This is a genomic window from Bacillus sp. 5w2 (assembly GCF_054353775.1).
Genome location: NZ_JBTIWT010000009.1, coordinates 138,363 through 160,673, shown reverse-complemented (window position 1 = coordinate 160,673; position 22,311 = coordinate 138,363). Strand labels below are relative to the sequence as shown.

18 protein-coding genes and 2 pseudogenes are annotated in these 22,311 nt (G+C 33.6%); 5 read left to right on the top strand and 15 right to left on the bottom strand.

The genetic code is table 11. From position 1 onward, the window contains the following. Positions 1 to 35: 35 nt before the first annotated feature. On the bottom strand, positions 36 to 512 hold the full coding sequence (locus tag ACXY7N_RS16885; protein ID WP_046956890.1) for a MarR family transcriptional regulator: 477 nt from the start codon (positions 510 to 512) through the stop codon (positions 36 to 38). 289 nt (positions 513 to 801) lie between these two features. Between ACXY7N_RS16885 and ACXY7N_RS16880 the strand changes: the two genes are divergently transcribed. Beyond that, positions 802 to 1,272, top strand: coding sequence for a MarR family transcriptional regulator (locus tag ACXY7N_RS16880; protein WP_070169561.1), 471 nt, complete (start codon positions 802 to 804; stop codon positions 1,270 to 1,272). Between the two features lie 124 nt (positions 1,273 to 1,396). Here the strand turns inward: ACXY7N_RS16880 and cypX are convergent, their stop codons facing one another. The 3 genes from cypX to ACXY7N_RS16865 form a co-directional block, all read right to left on the bottom strand. Beyond that, positions 1,397 to 2,617, bottom strand: coding sequence for a pulcherriminic acid synthase (cypX, locus tag ACXY7N_RS16875; protein ID WP_078205084.1), 1,221 nt, complete (start codon positions 2,615 to 2,617; stop codon positions 1,397 to 1,399). A 35-nt stretch (positions 2,618 to 2,652) separates the two neighbouring features. Then, positions 2,653 to 3,372: a tRNA-dependent cyclodipeptide synthase gene (locus ACXY7N_RS16870; protein ID WP_098412697.1), complete on the bottom strand. Its 720-nt coding sequence runs from the start codon at positions 3,370 to 3,372 to the stop codon at positions 2,653 to 2,655. Positions 3,373 to 4,732: 1,360 nt separating this feature from the next. Next, positions 4,733 to 5,239 (bottom strand): DUF3902 family protein, encoded by a 507-nt coding sequence (locus ACXY7N_RS16865; RefSeq protein WP_141533922.1) that lies wholly within the window; start codon positions 5,237 to 5,239, stop codon positions 4,733 to 4,735. A gap of 270 nt (positions 5,240 to 5,509) precedes the next feature. Here ACXY7N_RS16865 and ACXY7N_RS16860 point away from each other — a divergent pair. Continuing rightward, positions 5,510 to 5,981, top strand: a pseudogene (locus ACXY7N_RS16860) (helix-turn-helix domain-containing protein); the annotation flags it as partial. A 253-nt stretch (positions 5,982 to 6,234) separates the two neighbouring features. On the opposite strand, the gene ACXY7N_RS16855 reads toward ACXY7N_RS16860, so the two are convergent. Next, positions 6,235 to 8,121: a M56 family metallopeptidase gene (locus tag ACXY7N_RS16855; RefSeq protein WP_098412693.1), complete on the bottom strand. Its 1,887-nt coding sequence runs from the start codon at positions 8,119 to 8,121 to the stop codon at positions 6,235 to 6,237. Next, positions 8,121 to 8,522 (bottom strand): BlaI/MecI/CopY family transcriptional regulator, encoded by a 402-nt coding sequence (locus ACXY7N_RS16850; protein WP_098412692.1) that lies wholly within the window; start codon positions 8,520 to 8,522, stop codon positions 8,121 to 8,123. The genes ACXY7N_RS16855 and ACXY7N_RS16850 overlap by 1 nt, the downstream gene beginning before the upstream one ends. Positions 8,523 to 8,861: 339 nt before the next feature. Here ACXY7N_RS16850 and ACXY7N_RS16845 point away from each other — a divergent pair, with 339 nt between their 5' ends. After that, positions 8,862 to 10,511: an S-layer homology domain-containing protein gene (locus ACXY7N_RS16845; RefSeq protein ID WP_488592494.1), complete on the top strand. Its 1,650-nt coding sequence runs from the start codon at positions 8,862 to 8,864 to the stop codon at positions 10,509 to 10,511. Positions 10,512 to 11,125: 614 nt separating this feature from the next. Here the strand turns inward: ACXY7N_RS16845 and ACXY7N_RS16840 are convergent. From ACXY7N_RS16840 to ACXY7N_RS16815, 6 genes are all read right to left on the bottom strand, one after another. Next, positions 11,126 to 12,541 (bottom strand): amino acid permease, encoded by a 1,416-nt coding sequence (locus ACXY7N_RS16840; protein ID WP_488592493.1) that lies wholly within the window; start codon positions 12,539 to 12,541, stop codon positions 11,126 to 11,128. A 696-nt stretch (positions 12,542 to 13,237) separates the two neighbouring features. After that, complete coding sequence (locus ACXY7N_RS16835; RefSeq protein WP_488592492.1) at positions 13,238 to 13,564, bottom strand: AzlD domain-containing protein; 327 nt, start codon at positions 13,562 to 13,564, stop codon at positions 13,238 to 13,240. Continuing rightward, entirely contained in the window at positions 13,555 to 14,283 is a 729-nt protein-coding gene (locus ACXY7N_RS16830; RefSeq protein ID WP_454497760.1) for an AzlC family ABC transporter permease, read from the bottom strand. The genes ACXY7N_RS16835 and ACXY7N_RS16830 overlap by 10 nt, the downstream gene beginning before the upstream one ends. A gap of 81 nt (positions 14,284 to 14,364) precedes the next feature. Continuing rightward, entirely contained in the window at positions 14,365 to 15,174 is an 810-nt protein-coding gene (locus ACXY7N_RS16825; RefSeq protein WP_016135601.1) for a TrmB family transcriptional regulator, read from the bottom strand. 531 nt (positions 15,175 to 15,705) lie between these two features. After that, the gene (locus ACXY7N_RS16820) at positions 15,706 to 16,479 is read right to left on the bottom strand and encodes a peptidoglycan-N-acetylglucosamine deacetylase (protein ID WP_050582732.1); all 774 of its coding nucleotides are present in this window, start codon (positions 16,477 to 16,479) and stop codon (positions 15,706 to 15,708) included. Between the two features lie 336 nt (positions 16,480 to 16,815). Continuing rightward, on the bottom strand, positions 16,816 to 17,076 hold the full coding sequence (locus ACXY7N_RS16815; protein ID WP_267865372.1) for an EamA family transporter: 261 nt from the start codon (positions 17,074 to 17,076) through the stop codon (positions 16,816 to 16,818). A gap of 435 nt (positions 17,077 to 17,511) precedes the next feature. Between ACXY7N_RS16815 and ACXY7N_RS16810 the strand changes: the two are divergent. Further along, positions 17,512 to 17,681 (top strand): annotated as a pseudogene (locus tag ACXY7N_RS16810) (IS4 family transposase); the annotation flags it as partial. A gap of 182 nt (positions 17,682 to 17,863) precedes the next feature. Here the strand turns inward: ACXY7N_RS16810 and ACXY7N_RS16805 are convergent. From ACXY7N_RS16805 to ACXY7N_RS16795, 3 genes are all read right to left on the bottom strand, one after another. Next, positions 17,864 to 18,802 carry an alpha/beta hydrolase gene (locus tag ACXY7N_RS16805; protein WP_016135604.1) on the bottom strand — a complete coding sequence of 313 codons (939 nt, stop codon included), beginning with the start codon at positions 18,800 to 18,802 and terminating at the stop codon, positions 17,864 to 17,866. A gap of 51 nt (positions 18,803 to 18,853) precedes the next feature. Beyond that, positions 18,854 to 19,927: an LLM class flavin-dependent oxidoreductase gene (locus tag ACXY7N_RS16800; protein ID WP_016089100.1), complete on the bottom strand. Its 1,074-nt coding sequence runs from the start codon at positions 19,925 to 19,927 to the stop codon at positions 18,854 to 18,856. 100 nt (positions 19,928 to 20,027) lie between these two features. After that, entirely contained in the window at positions 20,028 to 21,287 is a 1,260-nt protein-coding gene (locus tag ACXY7N_RS16795; protein WP_488592491.1) for an MFS transporter, read from the bottom strand. 273 nt (positions 21,288 to 21,560) lie between these two features. Between ACXY7N_RS16795 and ACXY7N_RS16790 the strand changes: the two genes are divergently transcribed. Continuing rightward, positions 21,561 to 22,142: a TetR/AcrR family transcriptional regulator gene (locus tag ACXY7N_RS16790; RefSeq protein WP_016135606.1), complete on the top strand. Its 582-nt coding sequence runs from the start codon at positions 21,561 to 21,563 to the stop codon at positions 22,140 to 22,142. Positions 22,143 to 22,311 lie beyond the last annotated feature (169 nt).

Below are 22,311 nucleotides of genomic sequence, written 5' to 3'. Positions count from 1 at the left end.
TAATAATCAGCTAACTAATTTAAGGTGAAATAACTTTATTTCCCCAACATTCTTTCGTTTGTATTCTGTAAAAATTTTAATATTGCATTTTGTTCTATTTCGGAAAATGAATCGACAAACTGATAAAATTCATTCTCTTTCTGATCATGGATTTTCTGATGCAATTCACAAAGTGATTGTCCTGCTGGAGTTAGTTCATAATATACCTCTTTCTTATTATCAATCGACTGGAAACGAGTGATTAAATTTTCTCTTATTAATTTGGTATTAATTTTTGTGATATTCGCTTTAGATAAATTCATTTTCCTTGCAATTGTAATATTATTTATTGGTTGGTTTTCACCAATACAGGCTATTACGTGTATACTTGTCATATTTGTTGGTACATGTTCTATTTGTTCCATTTTAGCCTGCTTAAAAAAAGTCTCAACGTCCTTATCTGCCTTTTGTTCATTGAGATGTAATAAATGTAAATAATTATCGTAGATTTTCTGTTTTATGCCCTTATTCATTTAAATACTTCTACCCTTCTTTATCTTTTTGTTTACCGGTAAACTATTTTGATTTTATATCTTCACCTAACAATTGTCAATTGCAAAATTAGAATTTAGCTTATTACATAAGCATTTTAACTGTATACCCTTTTCATAAACAAACTTAATAAAGTTCTATTATTTTATAAAAGTTATTTTTAATGCATACAAGTCACTTTTTTAAAATTCTTGACCGAATTATTGTTTACTGGTAAACTTTCTATATAGTTAACCGGTAAACAATAATTCTAGATAGGGGGAATTTATAATGATAAATATTGTCCATGAACAAACCTTAAAAGCTATTGAAGATTTTGTCATAACAAGAGAAAAGAAAAAATATGCATCTCAAGAAATGATAAAAGAATTAGTTAGTGAATCTGAGAACATAAATAAAAATTGGACTCTGACGCAACTACATATAGTTTCGGTAATTCATGAGAATAAACAACAAATGAATAACACTCTATTATCTATGGAATTAAATATTTCTAAAGCAACTATTTCTAAAGCTATTCGCGTTCTTATAGATGATAAAATTTTATTGCCGCATCAAAATGCAGATAATAAAAAGGAAATCTTTTATACTTTAACTGATAAAGGAATTCAGTTAGCTATTGTTCATAAGAGGTTACACAAAATTGCACATGAACGTTACAATGAGTTATTCCAACAATTTAATGATTCCGAGTTACAAGTTGTAACTAATTTTTTAGAAGCTTGGAAAAAATGTATTTAATGTTTTGTTATTTTAGCTTAAAAAGTATATATGTTTAACCTTTCCATAAAAATAGAAAAACTAAGGGGCTTTTAGCCCCTTAGCAAAAATCGAATTTTATTAACAATCAAAATAGCAATGATTTTTAAACTAACTTATCAAAAAGAATAGGCATAGAAATAGGTCCACGTGTATAAAGTCCTTTTTCAACATATTGAAAATCTTCTTCCAATTTAATGTTTTTCATATTATCTAAGACTACATTTACAACTATTTCAATTTCTGATTTTGCAAACGCTGCCCCTACGCAATTATGAATACCTGATCCAAATGCAAGATGTCTTGCAGCACCACTAAATGCCTTTTTAATATCAAGATCCGGACGATAAATGTTGAATTCATCAGGTCTTTCAAATGCGTTAGGGTCACGATTCGCCGCACCAATCATACAGAATACAGTAGTTCCTTTTGATAATTGGATACCACTTATTTCCGTGTCTTTTGCTAATTGACGAGGAATCAATTGCACTGGTGGATTATAACGTAAAGTTTCAGCAATAGCCAAGGGTACTAATGAACGATCATTTAATACATCTTGCAATTGTTTCGGTTGGTTAATTAAATTATAGATTAATAAAGCAAGAGTCTTATCACCAGGTTCTGTTGCAGCTAATAGTATATTTAAAATTAATGCTAGAATATCAGTATCAGTCATAGCTATGCCTTCATATTTAGCACTGCATAATTTAGAAATTAAATCTTCCTGCGGGTTTAACCGCCGCTCTTTAATAATCGGTTCTAAATAATTAGCTAACTGTTCACTACACCAGAGAGAATGTTTTCTTGCCTCCGGTGGTTGATTTATACTGGTAATAAATTCAGCTACACCGCTATGCCATTCACCTATCTTCTTATGATCTTTCTTATCTAATCCAATCATATCCATTGTTACATAAACAGCAAATGTTCTGCCAAAATCATTAATTAAATCTATCTTTCCATTTGGAAGGTGTGGAGATAGTAAATCTTCTGCATTCTTTTTAATTAAGGGCATTAATTTTTGTAAAGCATCTCCCATAAAACTTCTTAAAACAATTTTTCTTTTAGCTACATGCTCTTTTCCACGCATTTGTGCTAATACTGGCCCACGCATTACTGGTTCAGCACGTTCAGCTAATGATTTTGTTGTAAATGTATCAGTATCATTTAATATATTACGAACATCTTGATATCTGCTAATAAAATAACTATCAATCTCAGGTTCATAATGCACTGGGTCATTCTGACGTAGGTATGAAAAATACTTATATGGATCTTCTTGAAATTCTTCTGATAATATATTTACCGTTTGCACTGTATTTGACATATTACTTCCCCCTTGTATTGGATACTTAATATTTATTAAGATAAACATTCCGTTTCTTGAACCATCAAATATCCTTGATTTGGTTTCATCTTGATAGAGAAATCATTTCTAACTATCTGTTCACCAAGTTCCCATGGTTTATGATAAATAAGTACAGTTTCTTGAGTTCCCAAAATTTCAGCTCCTCCAATGAAAAATGGAAGTTCTGCAATGACATATTCTACTGCAATATTTAGCATGTCATTTGAAATTTGATCAATATCTATATTGGTTCCCCTTGCTCTACCTAGAATGGCAGCGTGTGACATTTCTAAACAAGCATTTCGAAAATGAGTTTCGTTTACAAAGATATGTTCCGCTTCTGCTCTCATGCTGTTATATGCATAATTGTCACTAAAATCAGAAAAAGTATGGATAGCATTTACATTACCCCCATGCTCTTTTAGTGCTTTTTCAGCTGATCTTCTATTTCGTGATACTTCTTTTCTAACCTTTCTTTCCGCCTTACCTTTTGGTGTTCCTAAAGCCTCAAGTAAATTTGCAGCTTCTTTTCCAGCTAATAAAACACTGACATCATCAAACGTATGTAATGCCCATTCAATCAGTCTATTAATATATTCGTCTGAAAATCTACTATTAAACGGACTAATACCTATTAATGCATGGTTACTACGTTTAAATATCTCAGCACAATTAGTAGATAAGGGGTGAGAACTAAACTTTTGAACATTTCTTACCGCTATAGCATTTTTCATACAATCATCCCTTTAAATAATTTTATCAATATAAACCGTTTTATTGATTTTAAATAACTAATAATATATTAAACTATATAGAAAAGAGATAGAATATCTTGATGTTATATAAGATTAATAAAAATGATACTAATCAAAAATCCCACTTAATGTTCACCGGTGAACAAAACCAATTCTATATCGTAACTGTTGCTTTGTCAATATATGTTATTCGGAAAAAATAGATAAAACGAAAATTCGAAATTTATACTGTATGCTGGGGTATTGCCACATTACCATCAAGCCAAGACAATGAAAAATCCCCAAAACAAAAAAATTAGTTTGGGGATTTTTGTAGTTTAAAATTGAAAGTTATAAAACATGAATTTTAAAGAAAAGTATTAACGATTTGCAAATTGCGTCGCTATCTCTGTTGCATCTTCTTTATTCAAGTGGTAAATGGAATCATCTCCTATATGTTGAACATACGCTTCATCAAAGTATTGTTTCACACAAACAAAACTCTTTTACGTAAATATAGGAGGTTTAGTCTTCAATAGTTTCATGTTACTTGTAGCAGCTAATGCATTAATAAAACAAATAAAAAGCTAAGTATATACAGTAAAAAAAGATCAAACAGATTTAAGCTTATTTGAGGTCATTATCAAGTTAATAAAATTAACCTGGAGGATTCAACATGAATAAAATACAACGTATAATGCTATGAGCATTTACAATATAATCTTGGTCGATTAAAAGAAAACCCATAGCAATTGCTGTGGGTTTTCTTTTTGAAACTGTGAAAATAAACTAATATTCAAAAGTTTACTTTCGGATATTAGTTTATTACTGGCTAAGTAGTTTAGAGTTTCTTGTCCTATGTTCAAAAAGTTTAGACTTTCATGTCCTGTTATTGAGACATGAAAGTACCGACAAAATTTATGATAATGGCTATTTATCTACGATTGTTCATGAGATTTTAGTTTAGACTTTTATGTCTTTCTACAGTAATGTAGAAAGACATGAAAATGGACACTTTTTAGACACGAAAGTAGATACTTCTTGAATATCGTTCGCTACTAATATAAATTCCTAATGAATTTTCACTTCACATTTAATTAGGTTTTGCTGAAATGCAAAAAAAGAGAGCAAAACTCTCTTTTTCATTTCAGCAATACTATTTTTTAAATTTAAATAATAAAAAATAGCCAGTTAAAAGAGCGTGTTGTTATATATTTTGCTAAACACGCTCTTACAAATATTTAAACCCTATATTAATTTCTTATTCCATTCATTTAATTCATTCATACTTTTTTATATTCGGCTATAATCTTCAAATTCATAACCTTTTTCTTTTAATCTTTTTATAATCTGTGAGCTGCTACCATCCTGCACTTGCATTCATAGCAGATCCCATAAAATTAATAAATAACGGCCATAATAACGGCCATAACGTAAGAAGTATATTTAGAAGTATAAGTATACTATATACCCAAGGGAAATTATGATTTTTACTATTTACCAATACTAAAATCACTAATAATATTATGGGTATTAAATATAAAAATAGCATTATAAACCAATACCATGTCATTAAAGTAATACTCAATGGTCCTAATATCTCGTGTACAACTCCGAATGATATTCCTAATGCTCCAAAACTAAAGGTTGTAATTATTGTTTTTAGAAGCACTTTAGCCAATTTTGAGTCGTACGTTTTTCTACTATATAGACCTATCACAATATACAACGATAGATATGCCATTAATACACCTATCCAAATCAATAGCCAGTCTGCATCTAACATAAAGATGTCAAACAGCGCCCAACACACCCCTACTATTGAAAAAACAAGGGAAATAATTATATATTTTAAAACTGGTTTCATATTCATTTCACGTCCTTTAAAAACTTAAGAATACATTATTAGCTTGTATTCTTCTTTTTCTACCGCTTTACTATAGTCTGTTGTATATTCAATAACAGTAATCTCTTTACTTCTAAGTAGATTCTTTTTCCACGTTTTCGCATCAGTTGCCAGTTTGAAAATTAATCATAATTTATTTTAATTAAATATATATTAACAGTATATTAAGTATAAGTAAATAAAATTAATTTTAATTTAATATACTCCGCTCATTTAATGGAAATTATTTAAATGAAAAATATTAATGTTATTCAAAAAATTATGGCATTTCGAAAAGGTGCAGGATTAACTAGTAAACGTTTAGCTGTAATAGCTGATATAACACCTTCCATGTTAAGTAAGATTGAGAAAGGGATCACGAATCCATCCTTACAAACACTAAAGTTAATTTCTTTAGCATTAACTATTCCTTTATTTAATTTTTTCTTGGAAGATACTAATACAGAAGAATTAGTTGTAAGAGCGGATCAAAGAAAAAAATAACTTTCCCTGAAAGCTGTAATGTTTCGTATGAGTTATTCTCTCCTAATTTAGATGGATCACTGGAATTGGCTTTAATATGAATCTGCTACCTCAAACCGCTTCATCTATGGAGCCTGTGGCACATAAAGGTGAAGAAATAGCATTTATTATAAAAGGGCAAGTAAAACTATATCTAAATGATGAGGTTTTACTTCTCAATCCAGGTGATAGTGTTAAAATACATCACCATTTGCTAGTATTCTTCCATTACTTCTTTTTGAATCATATTCCCTCCTGTTCTCCATACAATATACCTACCTAGATTCAATTTATGTTTTTAATTGTTATTTTTTATCCACCTCAATCAAGCTAGCAAAACTAAATATCATTTTACTTTCTTATTATATAGACTATACTAATTTCTCTTCCCACTTATAGGTTTCGTTTAAGCTAAAAAAATATAGCCTCAAGAACGGGATCCTGAGACTCTATTTTTATTTTAAAAAGGACAGCATAATTTTCTCTGTTTCTTCTTTACTTAAATCACCTGCAAGAATTATGACTTGATAAGCGCTATTCTTTCCTTTTGCAGGAACAATCATTTGCATGAATTTATAGTGTTCCTCTGTATCGAGACTTTCAATTAAGCTTATTTTTGTACCTTCTAATTCATAATTTGTTACCTTTTCATTATTCTCCGCTACTCCCTGATCAGTATCTGCAGTTTGGTACACAAAATACACATTATCTTCATTTTGATATTGAGAAACAATAGTGGGATTCATTTTTTCAGTAGTCATCGGTGTTTGAACATCTTGTCCAGTTAATTTATACCCTTTTACCACATAACTTGGGGTCTTAATTGGAAAATCAACATATTTCTGTGCTTCCTTTTTAGTTAATCTAAAATGCGAATAAATTTTATCTCTAAATGGTCCAATTTCCTCACTGTTTTTCTCATATTTTTTTTCCTCTTCTGGGTCTAACTTTTCAGGACTTCCTACTTGCCTTACTTTTTTATCTAAAATATGTGCTTCTGTTTCCAAAGTAATGAATCGATCAAATTCTTCTTTCGTAAACAGATTCCTCGCCACTCCAAGCTCTGTAAGTAAAGTATTATAGTCTCCTTCTGAAACAAAAAATTCTGCTTCTGCTTGTTCTTTTGTACCAATCATTTTTTCTACAATTTGCTGTATAGGAATATTGGTTTGTGTTTTTAATTCTTTCATATTATTTTTCACTTCTATTTGTTGTTTCTCAGGGTTAGTCGGCTTATCAGCACGGGCGTTTAATAAGGATAGAGATGATACTGCAATCACTGCCACAGCCCCTATCGCAGACCAACGATATGATTTTTTTTGGAATTTTTTAATCATTAGAACTCTCCTTTTTAACGCTCTCTTGTTTTTACTAAAATTTGCTATACTTGGTACTTGATAATAACTTGAGTAGTGTTCCAATAGACTAATAATAGTATGTCCATACGCAATTTGTTCCTCTGAATCTATACATGTAAGAGCTAATGCATCGCATGCTAGTTCTTGATCTTCCCGCATACATGAGTAGGCATACCATAGAATTGGATTAAACCAATTTAAAATGAGTAAGCCATGCATAAGCCAGTTCACACCGACATCTCTTCGCTTGATGTGAGCTAATTCATGATAAAAAATATATCGTAACTGTTGTTCATCTAATATTTCCATATGTACAGTTGACAATAACAACTTGGGACGAATAAATCCGAACACTGTTGGACTGGAAACCTTTCCAGATACAAATAGAGGGATATTCCGTTGAATAGACATAGAGTGCTTACAATTTTCAAAAATCTGGATAATCTTCTCATCTGTAATAACAGGTTGTTTTTTTATGTAAAGTAATAAACGCCTGTTCATTATAAAAGTAGCAAAGCTTAGAAGGATAACTCCAGTAAGCCAAATGTATATAAAGATTGTATAGAATGGAACCGTCTTTTCATTATTGTATGTTTGTGTCTTATTTGTCTGAGTAGTTTGTGTTGAACTTGAGGTATAAGTATCTTCTTTTGTGAGAACCTTTGTATCGTCTATATCTTTTAATTCTTGTATACGCTCTTGTGTAAGAAAATTAGCTACAGGATTTCGGCTAGAAATGAATGCATCATCATTCTTGTAAGTAAGAACAGAATAGATACTATAGGAACTATCTGGCGACCAAGGTAATACAAGTCTTATAATTAATATGATCCATAGCATATATTGCCAGCGTGGAGTTAACTTATTTCTAAACAAGATCTTGATGCATAAGATTAGACCCACTAATATACTAGCCATAATAGAGGTTTCAATCACCCAATCAAAAAAAGCAGGTAGATAGATATTTATAAATCTTTCTATCACTATAATCTATCCTTCCTCTGATTTTCCTCAGTTTTCTCATCCAGAATACGTTTAAGTTCGTTAATATCTTCTGAAGAAAGCTTTTCTTCTTTTAAGAAATTTACAAGCAAAGGTTTAAATGCTGCACCATAGAAACGTTTAAGTAAAGATTTCGTTTCTACTTGTAAATAACTATCTTGCGATACCAAAGGATAATAAGCATACATACGTCCTTTATCTTGATGATAAGCAACTGCTTCTTTTTGGACTAATCGATTAATCAGCGTTCGAATTGTTTTTGGTTTCCAATCCATTTTCAGCTCTAACGCTTCAATCACCTCATTTGCCGTTTGTGGAGAGTTCGACCATAGTACTTTCATAACTTCTAATTCAGCTTCCGAAATTTTAGGTAATTCTTTCATTGTTTAAAATTACACCTCTCTGTATTACATTTGTAATCTATAACTGAATATTACACTTGTAATCTCTCGTTGTCAATCTTATTATAATTAAGCCTACATTAATACGTCAACATAATATTAAGTTTTATTTAATAAAAATAATATATACTTATTATTTATGTAAATTTTAAGCATTTATGTAAATCTTATTCATTGACACTTGTACATATAAGTAACTATAATCGTTACACCAAATCGAATAGATGTCTATTTAATATCAGCATCATCACAAACATATAAATATAAAAATAAAAAATCTCAATTTGGTAATACAATAGATTGGTAGAGGTGTATATTTTTATGAAGCGCAAATTAATCACAACAGGTCTTCTCGCAGGGGCTATATTATCCTATTCTTCTAGTATTTTTGCGGATACTCAAAAGTTTCCTGATGTTCCAAAGTGGGCAGAGCAATCTGTTAATTATTTATTGGAAAAACAAGCTGTATCAGGTTTACCAGATGGTACCTTTGGATCAAACGCTACGTTAGATCGAGCTTCCGCCGCAACAATTATAACAAAAGCTTTAGGGATAAAAATTGATACAAAAGCAAAACCTTCTTTTACAGATACCCAAGGCCACTGGGCTACTCCATATATTGCTGCCGCTGAAAAAACGGGCATTATTAAAGGAGAAGGGAATGGAATCTTCAATCCATCCGGAAAAGTTACTCGTGCTGCCATGGCTACTATGCTAGTAAATGCTTATAAACTACAGAGTACAACAAATGATAATGGCCAAAGTAAATTTGAAGATTTAAAAGGACATTGGGGAGAAAAATATGCAAATATTTTGATTGACTTAAAAATTTCTAATGGTACTGATAACGGCTGGCAACCAAATAGATCCATAACACGCGCCGAGGCCGCTCAACTTACTGCTAAAACTGATATGATATCTAGAGAAATGAATAGTAACTTAAAAGAAAAAGACTATACAAATACTAATCCTCTTCTAAATCAGCATCAAAAGCGTTCAGGTAAAGTAATTGAAAAAACAGAAGAAGGTTTAGTGGTTTCTGGTGAAAACTCAAGTGTATACGCTATCGTTTCTTCCCCTGAGATCCTTAGAGATATTCAGATTGGGGATACTGTTACCATTTATGCTCCTATGTTTATAGGCTCAATACCAGGTGATCCAGCTACAGCTAAATATGCAATTGTTCAAAAAGAAAATGAAGAAAACGTTCTAAAAAAGCAATATAAAATGCACACTGGAAGTGTAATCAATAAAACAAAGGACACTATTGAAATTTCTAGTGAAGGTTCGACGGTTAGCGCTACCGTTTCTTCTGAAGTCTTACAAGATATAAATATTGGAGATACAGTTACTATTTATGGGGCATCTTTTATGAGTAATATGGCAACTGGTAAATTATCTGCTAAAGCTCCAATCATTGAAAAGTTGGCAAGTAAGACAGTGACTGCTAATACAAGTGTAGATAAATCGAAATCTATATCAGAAGTCGATAAAAAAGAACAAAATGCTCTGGATCAACATCAAAAACTTTCAGGTAAAGTAATTGAAAAAACAGAAGACGGATTAGTGGTTTCTGGTAAAAACTCAAGCGTATACGCTATCGTTTCTTCCCCTGAGGTACTTAAAGATATTCAGATTGGGGATACAGTTACCATTTATGCTCCTATGTTTATAGGCTCAATACCAGGTGATCCAGCTACAGCTAAATATGCAATTGTTCAAAAAGAAAATGAGGAAAACGTGTTAAAAAAACAATATAAAATGCACACTGGAAGTGTAATCAATAAAACGAAGGAAACTGTCCAAATTTCTAGTGAAGGCCTGACTGTTACTGCTGTTGTTTCTTCTGAAGTGCTTGAGGATATTCAAGTTGGGGATACAGTTACTATTTATGGGGCATCTTTTATGAGTAATATGGCAACTGGTGAATTATCTGCTAAAGCTCCAATCATTGAAAAGTTGGCAAAATAACTATTAGGTTTCCAATGGGAAAATCCCCATACTAATAAGTATATAGATGCTATTTCTTTAATATCTATGGTTGTGTTAGTTATTTAAAATTGATATAAATTTGCTTTGTCTAAAACAAAAAAACAAGAGGCTTCTTACAATTAAGAAGCTTCTTGTCTTTTGTATAAATCTATTTATTTAGAATACTTTCATGGATATTTTATTATAAGCTAAGTAGTTTAAGGTTTCTTGTCCCTAGTTCCAAAAGTTTAGACTTTCATGTCTCTTTTCTGGGACATAAAAGTACCTACAAAATTCATAAAAGTAGCTACTTCACCCTGTTTATTAATGCGATTTTAGTTTAGAGATTCATGTCCTTCTACACTTCTTTAATATATAAATGTTTCATTTCTGGTTTGATATTAATACTTGAACGGATTTCTTTTGCTTTTTGTTCCGCTTCTTTTACTCTTGTATCGCTTTCACTCCACCGAACTAAGAAAATACCTAACATATCGAATTAAATTAAAACTAGCTCTATGATAAATATTATCTTATATATAGATATAAGATAATATAAAAAATAACTTTTGTTAATTAACAAAAGTCATTTTTATATTTTATTGGTGTTTAAATTAATCGGTATCGAAACTGTTTGCTTTTGAAATTGCTTCCTCATTTAAATTACTGTGTTTTATTGAATATACGAAATATATTACTACCCCAATAGTTATCCAAATACAGAAGTACAACCATGTTCCTAATGGTAAATTTACCATCAATAATATACAACTTGCAATCGAAATGATTGGTAATATAGGTACAAATGGTACCATAAAGCCGCGCTTTAAATTCGGATGAGTCTTACGAAGGATAATAACTGATACCCCCACCATTGAATACGTTACCAAACCACTAATATTAACTAAATTCGCTAATTCTTTCAAATCAATAAACCCAGCTATAAAAGAACTTCCTATCCCTACCAAGCCTATTGTAAAAGTCGGTTCTCCAGTCCTCGTATTAATTTTCGCGAGTGATTTGGGTAACAGTCCATCACGACTCATTGCAAAGAATACTCGTGTTGCTGCATACATCGAAGAGAAAATAACAGCCATAAGACCAATGACTGCTCCTACAGCAATTACTCCAGCAACTTTACCTTGTCCTACTACTTCCATTACATAAGCCATTGCTTCAGGTACATTTAATTCTTTATAGGAAACCATACCTGTCATAACAAGGCACACTATAACATATATAAGTGTACATATGATTAACGATACAATAATACCAATAGGAAGGTTGCGTTGTGGATCTTTTACTTCTTCTGCCGAAGTTGCTAATATATCAAATCCCATAAAAGTAAAGAATACAGCTGCCCCACCAGTTAAAACGCCACTTATACCATATGGTGTAAGTGGTACCCAGTTCCCCGGATTTATATAAAATACTCCGACTACAATAAATAATATAACCATTCCAATTTTAATTAACACCATTATATTATTGATACGTTTACTTTCTTTTGTACCACGCGATAACATCCATGTAATTATCAATGTAATGACTATCGCTGGTAGATTCATCATACCACCTTGAGATGGAATCATTAGCAGTGATTTTGGCATCTCTAAACCCAATCCACTTATTAAATTGTGGAAATAACCTGTCCATCCACTAGCAACCGCTGCTGTCGCTAAAATATATATTGAAAGTAGCATCCAACCTACTAAATGTGCAACTAATTCACCAATTGTTGCATAGGCATACATATATACACTTCCTGAAACCGGAAGTATAGAAGCAATCTCTGCGTAACATAAAGCTATAAATCCACATACAATTGCTGCCAATACGAATGAAAAAACAACTGCTGGTCCAGCGTCTCTTGCTGCTACTAATCCTGCTAACACAAGAACTCCTGTTCCAATTATTGAACCTAATCCTAACATAACTAAATCAAATGAACCCAATGTTTTCATTAAGGTTTTACTCTTACTATGCTCCAATAATTGTGTAACAGATTTCTTTTTAAATAACTTACTCATATCTTTTGTATCCCCTTTGAAAAATAAGGTGTGTTCTTCGAATGCTTATGGCATGCATACATGTATATAGATATTGGCTAATTCAAAATTATTAAATTCACAATATATATTGTGAAAGTATGCAAAAAATCAAAGATATTTTTCTGTAGAAAATTATAGAAATCGATTCCATAAACATTATTCCATATCGGTATCTAAATTTATTATTTTATCCGTCTATTTAGAGGGGATATTTCACTATTGCTCTGTAAAACGATTGATATATCTTCTACTTCTTTTTTTAATCTTCTTCTGGGAATATTAAAGCTGAGCTTTTATCCCTTGTACTTTTTATTTCTTCATCTATTTTCTCTAGTTTATCTGGAAATACTATAGAATCATGAGTGATTAAACTACTTTCAAATTCAAGACCAAGCAAGATAGCTTTTCAATCTGATAAAATCACATGCTCCTCAAGTAAAAAAAATAAATACACCAAAATGAAAAAATTGTTTTTCCAAGTTAAAATGCATATTTTTTTATTTTAGGACTTTACAAGATTATTAAGACGCGGAATATCAGTTCAATTCAAGTATGGTACGATATTAATTCAACATATATTTCAATCCTTCTCTTCTATCCCGCGGTTTTATAGTTATCTTTCGTACAATGGCTTGGCATTTAAACGTGATAATTGATTGAATACAGTATTTAGTTTTAAAACAAAAAACGCAAAACTATAATGGAAATAATACCTCCTAGTACGGTGCCCAATAAACTACGTGTTTTTATTGCAATAAAGAAAGTTGGTATGGCTGCAAAAAATTCAATATTACTTGTAAGTGATGTAATCTTTCCATCATGTATAAATATCTCTTGACCAATCAAAGCAGCTATAATAGAAATAGGGACATAATGTAACCATCGCATTGCCCATGCTGGTAATTCGAAACGACTTAGTACCATAAGAGGAACGACCCTTGGAATAAACGTTACTATAGCTGACCCTAGAATAATTAAAAAAACTCCCCATCTTACTTCCATTTTTCCACCACCATTCCTATTGTTGAAGCAATAATTGTAGCAACAATAACTCCCATACTACTGGACAATATGAAAGAACTTCCCACAGCAATAACAACTGCTATAATTGCGACAACAATATCTAGTTTAATTGTACTTCGTCCTAACATTGTTAGTATAAGGATCCCTATAAACATTGCTGGCAAGGCAAATCCTAGACCGAATTCTTCAGGATTGGAAATCCACTGTGCCAAAAATGCTCCTGCTAAATTAGCTACAAGCCAATTTATATAAGCTGTTATGTTAAGGCCATGCATCCATCTTTCACTGATTTGTTTTTTCTTTGCAGCCTCGCTAATAGCAACACCAAATGTCTCATCGGTTAGTAGAGAACCTACTAACATATTCCTAAATGAAGAAAGATGCCGAAAATAAGGTGCTAGTGCTGCACTAAGTAATATATGACGAAGATTAACAAAGAAAATCGTAATAATAATAGCAGTAAGAGCACTGCTTGTTGCCATCATTCCTGCAGCAATAAATTGAGCAGAGCCAGCATAGAGGATTAAAGACATAAGAGCTATCTCAGCTATGCTAAGTCCCGCAGTCTTTTGGATAACACCTGCCGCTATTCCGATACTTAAATAACCCAGTAATGTAGGGATACAATCTTTTACTCCTTTGATAAAGCTATCTTCATCTCTCTGAGATGAATTCACTTGGACGTTCGACAGACTCATTTCATTCCCTCCTTATTTTTTTAAAAATAGAAGCTAACACACTAACTACTACGAAAAAAATGAAAGAAAATACGGTTCAATTTATTTGAACCGTTTTCCAGTGACAACATGAAATAGATTAGCATTGTTTTTCCAAAGAGCTTCCGTTTTCTCTGGACCAACTTCTTTAACTAATTCTGAGAACATAATGTCGTGTCGAATGTACTCCATTGCAATTAGTACCAGGGCTGGATCTTCTGTTTTTATTGCCCATGCAGGTGTATTTGGAGAAAAATTTGCAATTAATACTTCTTTATTGTCCCGTGCTACAATCGTTAATCGACCATTCATACGTTCCTCAGCTACTTCTGGAGCCATATAATTATGATGAGTAGTTACACCAAGCTGCATATCAGGTGCTCCAAAAAGAATAGAGAAAACATGGATTTCTTCATTTATTCGTCTATCTATAGCACTTTTTAAAGACGAGGCTTGTGGCTCCCAAATCGACAACCATATTTCTTCTTCTGCTTTATCTATGATATCAATCATTTCAGTAACAACATGCTCATCACTGCTAATACGATGAATTACATCTACTTCTTGTTCACTTTCTAAAGCAGATAAATTTTTTTCAAGATAATCCATAGAATTTTCGAGATTGTTACGCAATCGACGAATTAATTCTTTAGCTGGTAAGGGAGCGTAGGTTACAGGATCAGAAGGAACTGTATAAACCGCACCTTTATCTATTAATTTCGCCACCACTTCATAAATCGTTGAACGAGGTACACCCGACCTTTTACTTATTTCATATCCTGTTATGGGGTAATTTTTTAAAAGGCCTATATACGCTTTACATTCATATTGTGAAAATCCCCATTTTTGAAGTTCTTTATATAGTTCTTCCATAAAAACTCCTTTAGTAGTTAGTGTAGTACTTACTATAAGATAAAGTGAATTGTATGTCAAAGTTATTTTTAAATATTAATTATATTAAATACAACCCTTAAATATTTAAGTTGTTTCTACATATATCTCACTTAAACTTCAATATCATAAATAGAGAATAAATAGTCCCTTAACGTAGTATAATAAGATTTGCAAAAATATCTTAGCAAGATAAAATTTCATTTAGGAGGTACTTTAAAACCTTAGCTTGATATCGATGTGGTGATACCCCTATTTATGCAGAATTGAATTTTAACTTCACATTTAATTAGTATTTGCTATTTTTAGAAAGTGTCCACTTTGGAGTCTCCGTTTAAAAAAGTATCCATTTTCTTGTCTCGTTATGCGGACGTGAAAAAGGATACTAAATAAACTTTTTCCTTAGGTAATTCAGCATTTTATACACTAAAAATAACACGCTCTTACGAATATATAAACCCTATATAAATTGCTAATTCCATTCTGAGTTTCTTTTAACTAATATATATCTTTTTATATACGATTATCATGCCAGAAGTTTATTGGAAAATGATTATTCTCATCATAAGCTTCAAATTCATAACCTTTTTCTTTTAATCCTTTTATAATTGCTGGAACTGCCGCGACAGATTGTGGATGAATATCATGCATTAAAACAATTTCTTTTGAAGATGTCGCACCTGCCAATACATTTTGCACAATTTTTGGGGCTGCTACATCAACGGGTAATTTATTGTATTTCCAATCTAATGAATCAATAGTCCAATCCCAGACTTTCAAATTATTTCTAAACACTTCATTTCGAAGTGATTCATTTAAGCCAGGCATTGATCCATATGGTGGCCGTGTTAATTTCGGTGAGTTTCCAATAACATTTCTAATTAAAGATTGGTCCTCTTTCATTTCTTTAACATATTCTTGATTGGTGTATAGCTTTTTAAAATCATGTGTCATGCTATGCATTCCAACATAATGATTCTCTACATGTTCTCGATTCACTAAATCTGGTAACCTTTTCACATTGGCACCAATTAAAAAGAATGTTGCTTTCACATTATTTTTCTTTAATACATCTAATAAGTTAGCTGTATATTTTCCTGGTCCATCATCAAAAGTTAAATATACAACTTTTCTTTCTTTACCATCAAAACGATTAGGTATCGATTTTTCTAATTTATTTTTAGGTAGACTGCTCACTTGTTGAACATTGTTTCCCTCTGCCGCATTTACTAGCTTAGGATTTGTAATAGATTGAAACATGTAATAACCGATCGCTACTACTATAATAGCTAGTAATACACTTCATGTTGTTTAATTTTTACCATGATTAACAAATTAAAAGTGAAGTTTTTTCTCGATCTTGTAAAATCTGTACTATCCTCAATCGCTTTGTATTTAGTAGTACATTAAATTAATCTGTATGTTGTTTCTCTTCCGTTACTATTTGGTCCCATAACTTCCAATTTTCTTTTCATGGATAACTAAATACATCTCAAGATTCACCCTATTAAAGCGGAGTGAATATCTAATATTTAATTTGTTTGAATTTCATTTCTAAGACATTGAATTTTTTATGATGTTTCTAACTGAAATAAATAATTAGCTTGGTATAAACTTGATACCTTATTTATGAAGTACATGCTTTTCATAGTAAGATTCCTTCTTAGCTGAAGGCTCACTTTTACCTACAATTACACAGATGACAACAATAAAAGCTAAGACAATCGTTAGCCATGTAATTGATTCACCTAAGAATAAAACTGAAAAAATAATCATTAAAAATGGTTGTAAATATTGTAACTGACCCACTTTTGCAATGCCACCTAAAGTCATGCCGCCGTACCATCGGAGGAAGGCACCTTTGGGTGTCTTTTGGGTTCTGATGCAAAAACTTCAGGACCATTGCAACGAATCTATAAATATTGGATATACTGATACTATTACTCTACAAAATGTGTGTGATCAGTATGTCCAAGGTTAAGCGATTTTTTGCACCAGAACTCAATGAATTACAGCAATTACTCACAATTTTATAGAATTCAGCTATACCCCATCCTAACTTTCTATCTGTAAAAAACTTTTCGACAGAACCAACTTTCGCACCTATAAAATAAGTGGGAAGCTTTAGCAATATTCAATTTAGAGTCTATCAATTGTGTACTTGACAACTTGATTAAAATAAAAAAACACCTCGATCTTTGGTATAGTGAGTTTGCCTAGAAATCACTACCACAGAAGAGGTGCCTTAACTACGATAAAATAAAATAACCAATATCATCAACTACCAAAAGAACTTAATTCTATTTTTTTCGAGCTTGAAATGAATATCCAGCTACGGATGCAGTCTATCGCCGTTTCCTGCTGTTGTTTAGTACGAATACGATTAAAAAAGTAACTCGCCTTACGAAAGAAATCCGCTCCAAAGTGTTGATTGTGCTTATGATCGTAACCGCAGTAAAAAGATTGAATTGCTGGCACACTATTTTGAAACCTTGGTTAGCTATTTAAACTTTGAAGTATTTACTATTTTTTAATCAATGAGTAAGGTGCAAAATTTAAAGTATATGGTGGCACTATTTGTACTTCGTCCTGTAATCTTTGCTCATCGAATAATCCTAGAGCTATCACTCATGCCTTCAGTTGAACACCCTGATGACTGAGCCAAGATAAATTATGGATGTAGTGCCCGTGCTATCGCATCAAAATAATTCTGACTGGCACGCTGACTTACTACGGCTTCAGGCACAAATACTTCAAAGCAATGGAAGCAGCCGGGGTAGAGGTGAAATTCAACGTCTACTCCTGCTTGTGCAAGTCGTGTTACATATTCAATGGTTTCATCTCGAAATAAATCGAGTTGACCTACACATGTATAAGTTGGCGGTAGCCCGGCTAAATTTTCTGCTCTCGAAGGTACGGCATAGGGAGATAGCTCGTTGGAATCTTTCTCCTTGCCCAAGTACATACTCCAAGCCGTCAAATTGTTTGCTCTATTCCATGTTGCGTGGTCTTCTGTAATCTCATAGCTTGATGGTGCTATGTTGCGGTTGTCAAGCATCGGATACAGCGGCATCTGGAATATAATAGATGGGCCTCTTTTATCCCGAGCCATTAACGCAAGCGCTGCGGTTAGTCCACCGCCTCCACTTGCACCGGCGATCGCAACTCGATTCACATCAATGCCCAGCGAGTCTGCCTCATTTGTCATCCAAACCAAACCTGCATAACAATCTTCGATAGCCGCTGGATAAGGATGTTCGGGAGCAAGTCGATAATCGACAGACACAACAACGCATTTAGCATTCTGAACAAAGCGTTCACACAAAACATCGTCCATATCGGGGTGTCCCATTACGTATCCGCCACCGTGAATCCACAGCATAGCTGGAAGTTTATCAAGATTGTTCTCAACGGGTTCGTAAATTTTAACTAACATCTCGCCAGCAGCGCCAGGAATCATTCGCTTGGTCATGTGTACAAGCTCTGATTTTTCCAAATATGGATTCGACAAGAGACTTCGACTCGCCTCTAAATCCCCCTCTAATTGAAAGCCTGGAAACTGTGAGAAAGCCTGTTTTAATTCTGGTAATACTCGACTGTCAATTTTCATATAAATTCCTCCAGTTAAATAATGAGACTTGATGCAATCCTTATGGAATAATCAACGGAATAGATGTGTCTCCTGTTCTCCTTCAGCTTCCCATTTGGCAATTTCCTCTCTTACACGAGGGGCAACTTCTGTTCCAAGCAATTCTATGGCACGCATGACTTGATCATGCGGCATGGTACTTAATGGTACATACATCATAAAGCGTGTAATCCCGACATGCTTACGAAGATGGATGATTTTTTCGGCGACTGTATCTGGATCACCAACATACAATGCCCCTTCAAAACTTCGTGCAGCATCAAAGCTGGAACGATCATAATAAGGCCACCCCCGCTCTTTACCAAGTTTATTCATGCCTGCCTGAGTGGACGGGAAAAATGTATCTGCTGCCAATTCCGTATTCTCTCCAACAAATCCAATCGAATGAGATCCCACCTGAAGTTTTGATACATCATGACCAGCGTGAGCCGCCGCTTTCTTATATAGCTGTACAATTCGTGCAAAGTGCATTGGGCTACCACCAATAATCGCTAACATAAGTGGTAATCCCAGAAAACCAGCACGGATAGCAGACTCTTGATTTCCACCGCTACCAACCCATATCGGTAAAGGATTTTGAACAGGTCTTGGATACACACCTAAATTATTGATTGCTGGTCGATGTCCGCCTTCCCAAGTCACTTTTTCGGACTGACGTATTTTGAGAAGTAGGTCCAAATGTTCTTCAAACAGTTCTTCATAGTCCTTCATGTTATAGCCAAACAATGGAAAAGATTCGATAAAGGAACCACGACCCGCCATAATCTCTGCGCGTCCATTTGAAATGCCATCCAGTGTAGAAAAATCCTGAAAAACGCGCACAGGATCAGCTGAAGAAAGTACAGTTACTGCACTCGCCAGCCGTATCTTTTTCGTTTGTGGTGCCGCCGCTGATAGAACCATCGCTGGAGAGGATGCTGCATAATCCTTCCTATGGTGCTCACCAACACCAAACACATCAAGTCCTACTTGATCAGCAAGAACGATTTCTTCAACAACTTCACGCAATCGCTGTGCGTGACTTATCACTTCACCACTATGTACATCTGGTTTCGTTTCTACAAAAGACGTAATACCTATTTCCATTTGTCATCTCTCCTAGTCCAATTAGATTTTAAGTCAAAAAAATTAATCATTTCCTTTATAGTAGTAACGTGTTTCTCATATTGGCTAACACACGTTTATTTCATGAACTCTTAACTCGTCTGGTCATAGCCCAAAAAAGAAGAGCGAAAGCACTGACAGAGGCTCCGAGTAAGGAAACCCCTCCCCAGCCAAAGTGTGCGTATATTTGAGTCGAAGCTATTGAACCACCAGCACTGCCGATAGAATAAAACACCATATATCCAGCAGTAAGTCGACTCCGTGCTTCTGTATGCAATGGAAGGATCATGGTTTGATTCGTGACATGTATTGCCTGTACGGCCAAATCAAGTAGAACTATCCCTATCACTAATGCGATTAATGACTGCTCTATATAACTGATGAACAACCATGAAATCAATAATAGAGCTAAAGCAATACCTGTCGTTCGTTGTCCGTAACCTTGATCGGCCCATTTCCCTGCCCGTGCCGCAGCTAAGGCTCCAGCCACACCTACAAGACCGAATGCGCCAATTGCACTATGAGATAGAGCAATTGGCGGTGTACTAAGTGGCAGTACTAGTGAAGTCCACAAAATGCTGAAATCAGCAAAAATCAGCATGGCTAGAACGGAGCGAATACGTAACGTTCGTTCTTGAATAAATAAAGTAAGCACCGATCTAATCAACTCAGGGTAGGATAGCGATTTTACCTCGCGTTTAACATTGGGCAACATCTTTATAAACATAAAAACCATCAAAAGCATGAACGCAGCAGAAAATAGATATACAGAACGCCATCCCGCAACATCTGTTAATATACCAGCAAAAGTGCGTGCGAGAAGTATGCCAATAACTATCCCACTTGTTACAATGCCAACGACACGTCCTCTTTCTGTAGGGGAAGCGATGGTCGCTGCAAACGCCACGAGAGTCTGTGTCACAACTGCAAGCAGTCCCACCAAAGCCATACCTGCGAAAAGTACCATGCTGGAGGAAGCAGTACCAACTATAACCAGAGCTGTTGTAGATAATAGCATCTGACCGACAATTAGACGTCGCTGGTTTAGCAAATCTCCAAGCGGTACAAGTAGCAGTAAGCCCACTCCATAAAAAATTTGTGTAACGGTAATAACAACACCAATAATGGAATGGTTAATACTAAACTCATTAGATAGTTGATCAAGCAACGGCTGTGCAAAGTAAATATTGGCAACAGACATTCCACAGGCAGTCGCAAACAATAATGCCAAAGCGTGAGACATGGATGGCTGTTGATTCAAATTAGGTTTTGTTATGGAAGATTTATGACTTATCTTAGTGTAGAGTGGATCATCTTCTATATTTGTCTCTGTTTTAAACATACCTTAACCTCCAATCACATTAGATTTTTAATCATAACATACCGTTCAGTACAATATGATTACTGGTAAATATAACTTAGTCTCATTTATGATGTCAACGATTTTTGCACTAAATTTTATGTTACATTAAATGAATGGAGCTTGATTTGACATAAATAATGGCTAATTATATAATAATTACATACTGTTTGGTAATAAAAAAACAATTGTAATTACCTACACACCTATCCTAAAACAATTAATAAAATCAAAGTTTGAGAAGGAGAATTCTTAATGGCACGAACTCGTGAATTTGATGAGGATCAAGTTTTAGATGCAGCAATGCAGTTATTTTGGGAGAAGGGATATGAGGCTACCTCATTAAGTGATCTTACTTCTAGAATGGGCATTCAACGCCCTAGTATTTATTCGGCTTTTGGAGATAAGAAAGAATTGTTTGAAGCCGCACTTCGTAGATATACCATGTCTCGGGCATCTGATGTACGAAATAGGCTTCAAAGTCACTCCTCTGTAAAAGAGTCATTTGCTATTTTCTTTGCCGATGTCGTCAATGAAGAATACGCGGGGGATCTTAGTAAAGGTTGTTTTTGTATCAATACAATGGTTGAATTAGCACCTCATGATGAGAGATTTGAAATTTTGACCAGAGAACATCAAATGTACCTCGCTGTCATTTTTCAGGAGACGATCGAACGAGGAATCCAATCAGGTGAGCTGGAAGTCAACACAGATGCAAAGTCTTTGGCACAGGCACTGATTGTAGCGTTAATCGGTCTAACGGTTATGATGAAATCTCGCCCCCAACGTTCATTTGTCGACAATGTAATAGCAGCGACGCTCACATTACTTAAGTGACATGATTGTATATGAAAGCAAGAAAACTATACCTTTATAGGGGTCTCGCCACACATCCATCAACTTAAGAAAAATAAATGCCCCAGAAGGAAAAAATCACTTCTCTAAGGCTAGTGATTAATAAGAATTTAGCTCATTATTTCGTTTTATGTAACTACGAATTTCTTAC

Bases quoted from the DNA above. Each gene is read 5' to 3' on its own strand.
- ACXY7N_RS16885 (WP_046956890.1), bottom strand. From the start codon at position 512: ATGAATAAGGGCATAAAACAGAAAATCTACGATAATTATTTACATTTA.
- cypX (WP_078205084.1), bottom strand. From the start codon at position 2,617: ATGTCAAATACAGTGCAAACGGTAAATATATTATCAGAAGAATTTCAA.
- ACXY7N_RS16850 (WP_098412692.1), bottom strand. From the start codon at position 8,522: ATGAAAGAATTACCTAAAATTTCGGAAGCTGAATTAGAAGTTATGAAA.
- ACXY7N_RS16825 (WP_016135601.1), bottom strand. From the start codon at position 15,174: ATGGAAGAACTATATAAAGAACTTCAAAAATGGGGATTTTCACAATAT.
- ACXY7N_RS16790 (WP_016135606.1), top strand. From the start codon at position 21,561: ATGGCACGAACTCGTGAATTTGATGAGGATCAAGTTTTAGATGCAGCA.
- ACXY7N_RS16835 (WP_488592492.1), bottom strand. From the start codon at position 13,564: ATGGAAGTAAGATGGGGAGTTTTTTTAATTATTCTAGGGTCAGCTATA.
- ACXY7N_RS16795 (WP_488592491.1), bottom strand. From the start codon at position 21,287: ATGTTTAAAACAGAGACAAATATAGAAGATGATCCACTCTACACTAAG.
- ACXY7N_RS16805 (WP_016135604.1), bottom strand. From the start codon at position 18,802: ATGAAAATTGACAGTCGAGTATTACCAGAATTAAAACAGGCTTTCTCA.
- ACXY7N_RS16800 (WP_016089100.1), bottom strand. From the start codon at position 19,927: ATGGAAATAGGTATTACGTCTTTTGTAGAAACGAAACCAGATGTACAT.
- ACXY7N_RS16865 (WP_141533922.1), bottom strand. From the start codon at position 5,239: ATGAAACCAGTTTTAAAATATATAATTATTTCCCTTGTTTTTTCAATA.
- ACXY7N_RS16840 (WP_488592493.1), bottom strand. From the start codon at position 12,541: ATGAGTAAGTTATTTAAAAAGAAATCTGTTACACAATTATTGGAGCAT.
- ACXY7N_RS16845 (WP_488592494.1), top strand. From the start codon at position 8,862: ATGAAGCGCAAATTAATCACAACAGGTCTTCTCGCAGGGGCTATATTA.
- ACXY7N_RS16830 (WP_454497760.1), bottom strand. From the start codon at position 14,283: ATGAGTCTGTCGAACGTCCAAGTGAATTCATCTCAGAGAGATGAAGAT.
- ACXY7N_RS16870 (WP_098412697.1), bottom strand. From the start codon at position 3,372: ATGAAAAATGCTATAGCGGTAAGAAATGTTCAAAAGTTTAGTTCTCAC.
- ACXY7N_RS16880 (WP_070169561.1), top strand. From the start codon at position 802: ATGATAAATATTGTCCATGAACAAACCTTAAAAGCTATTGAAGATTTT.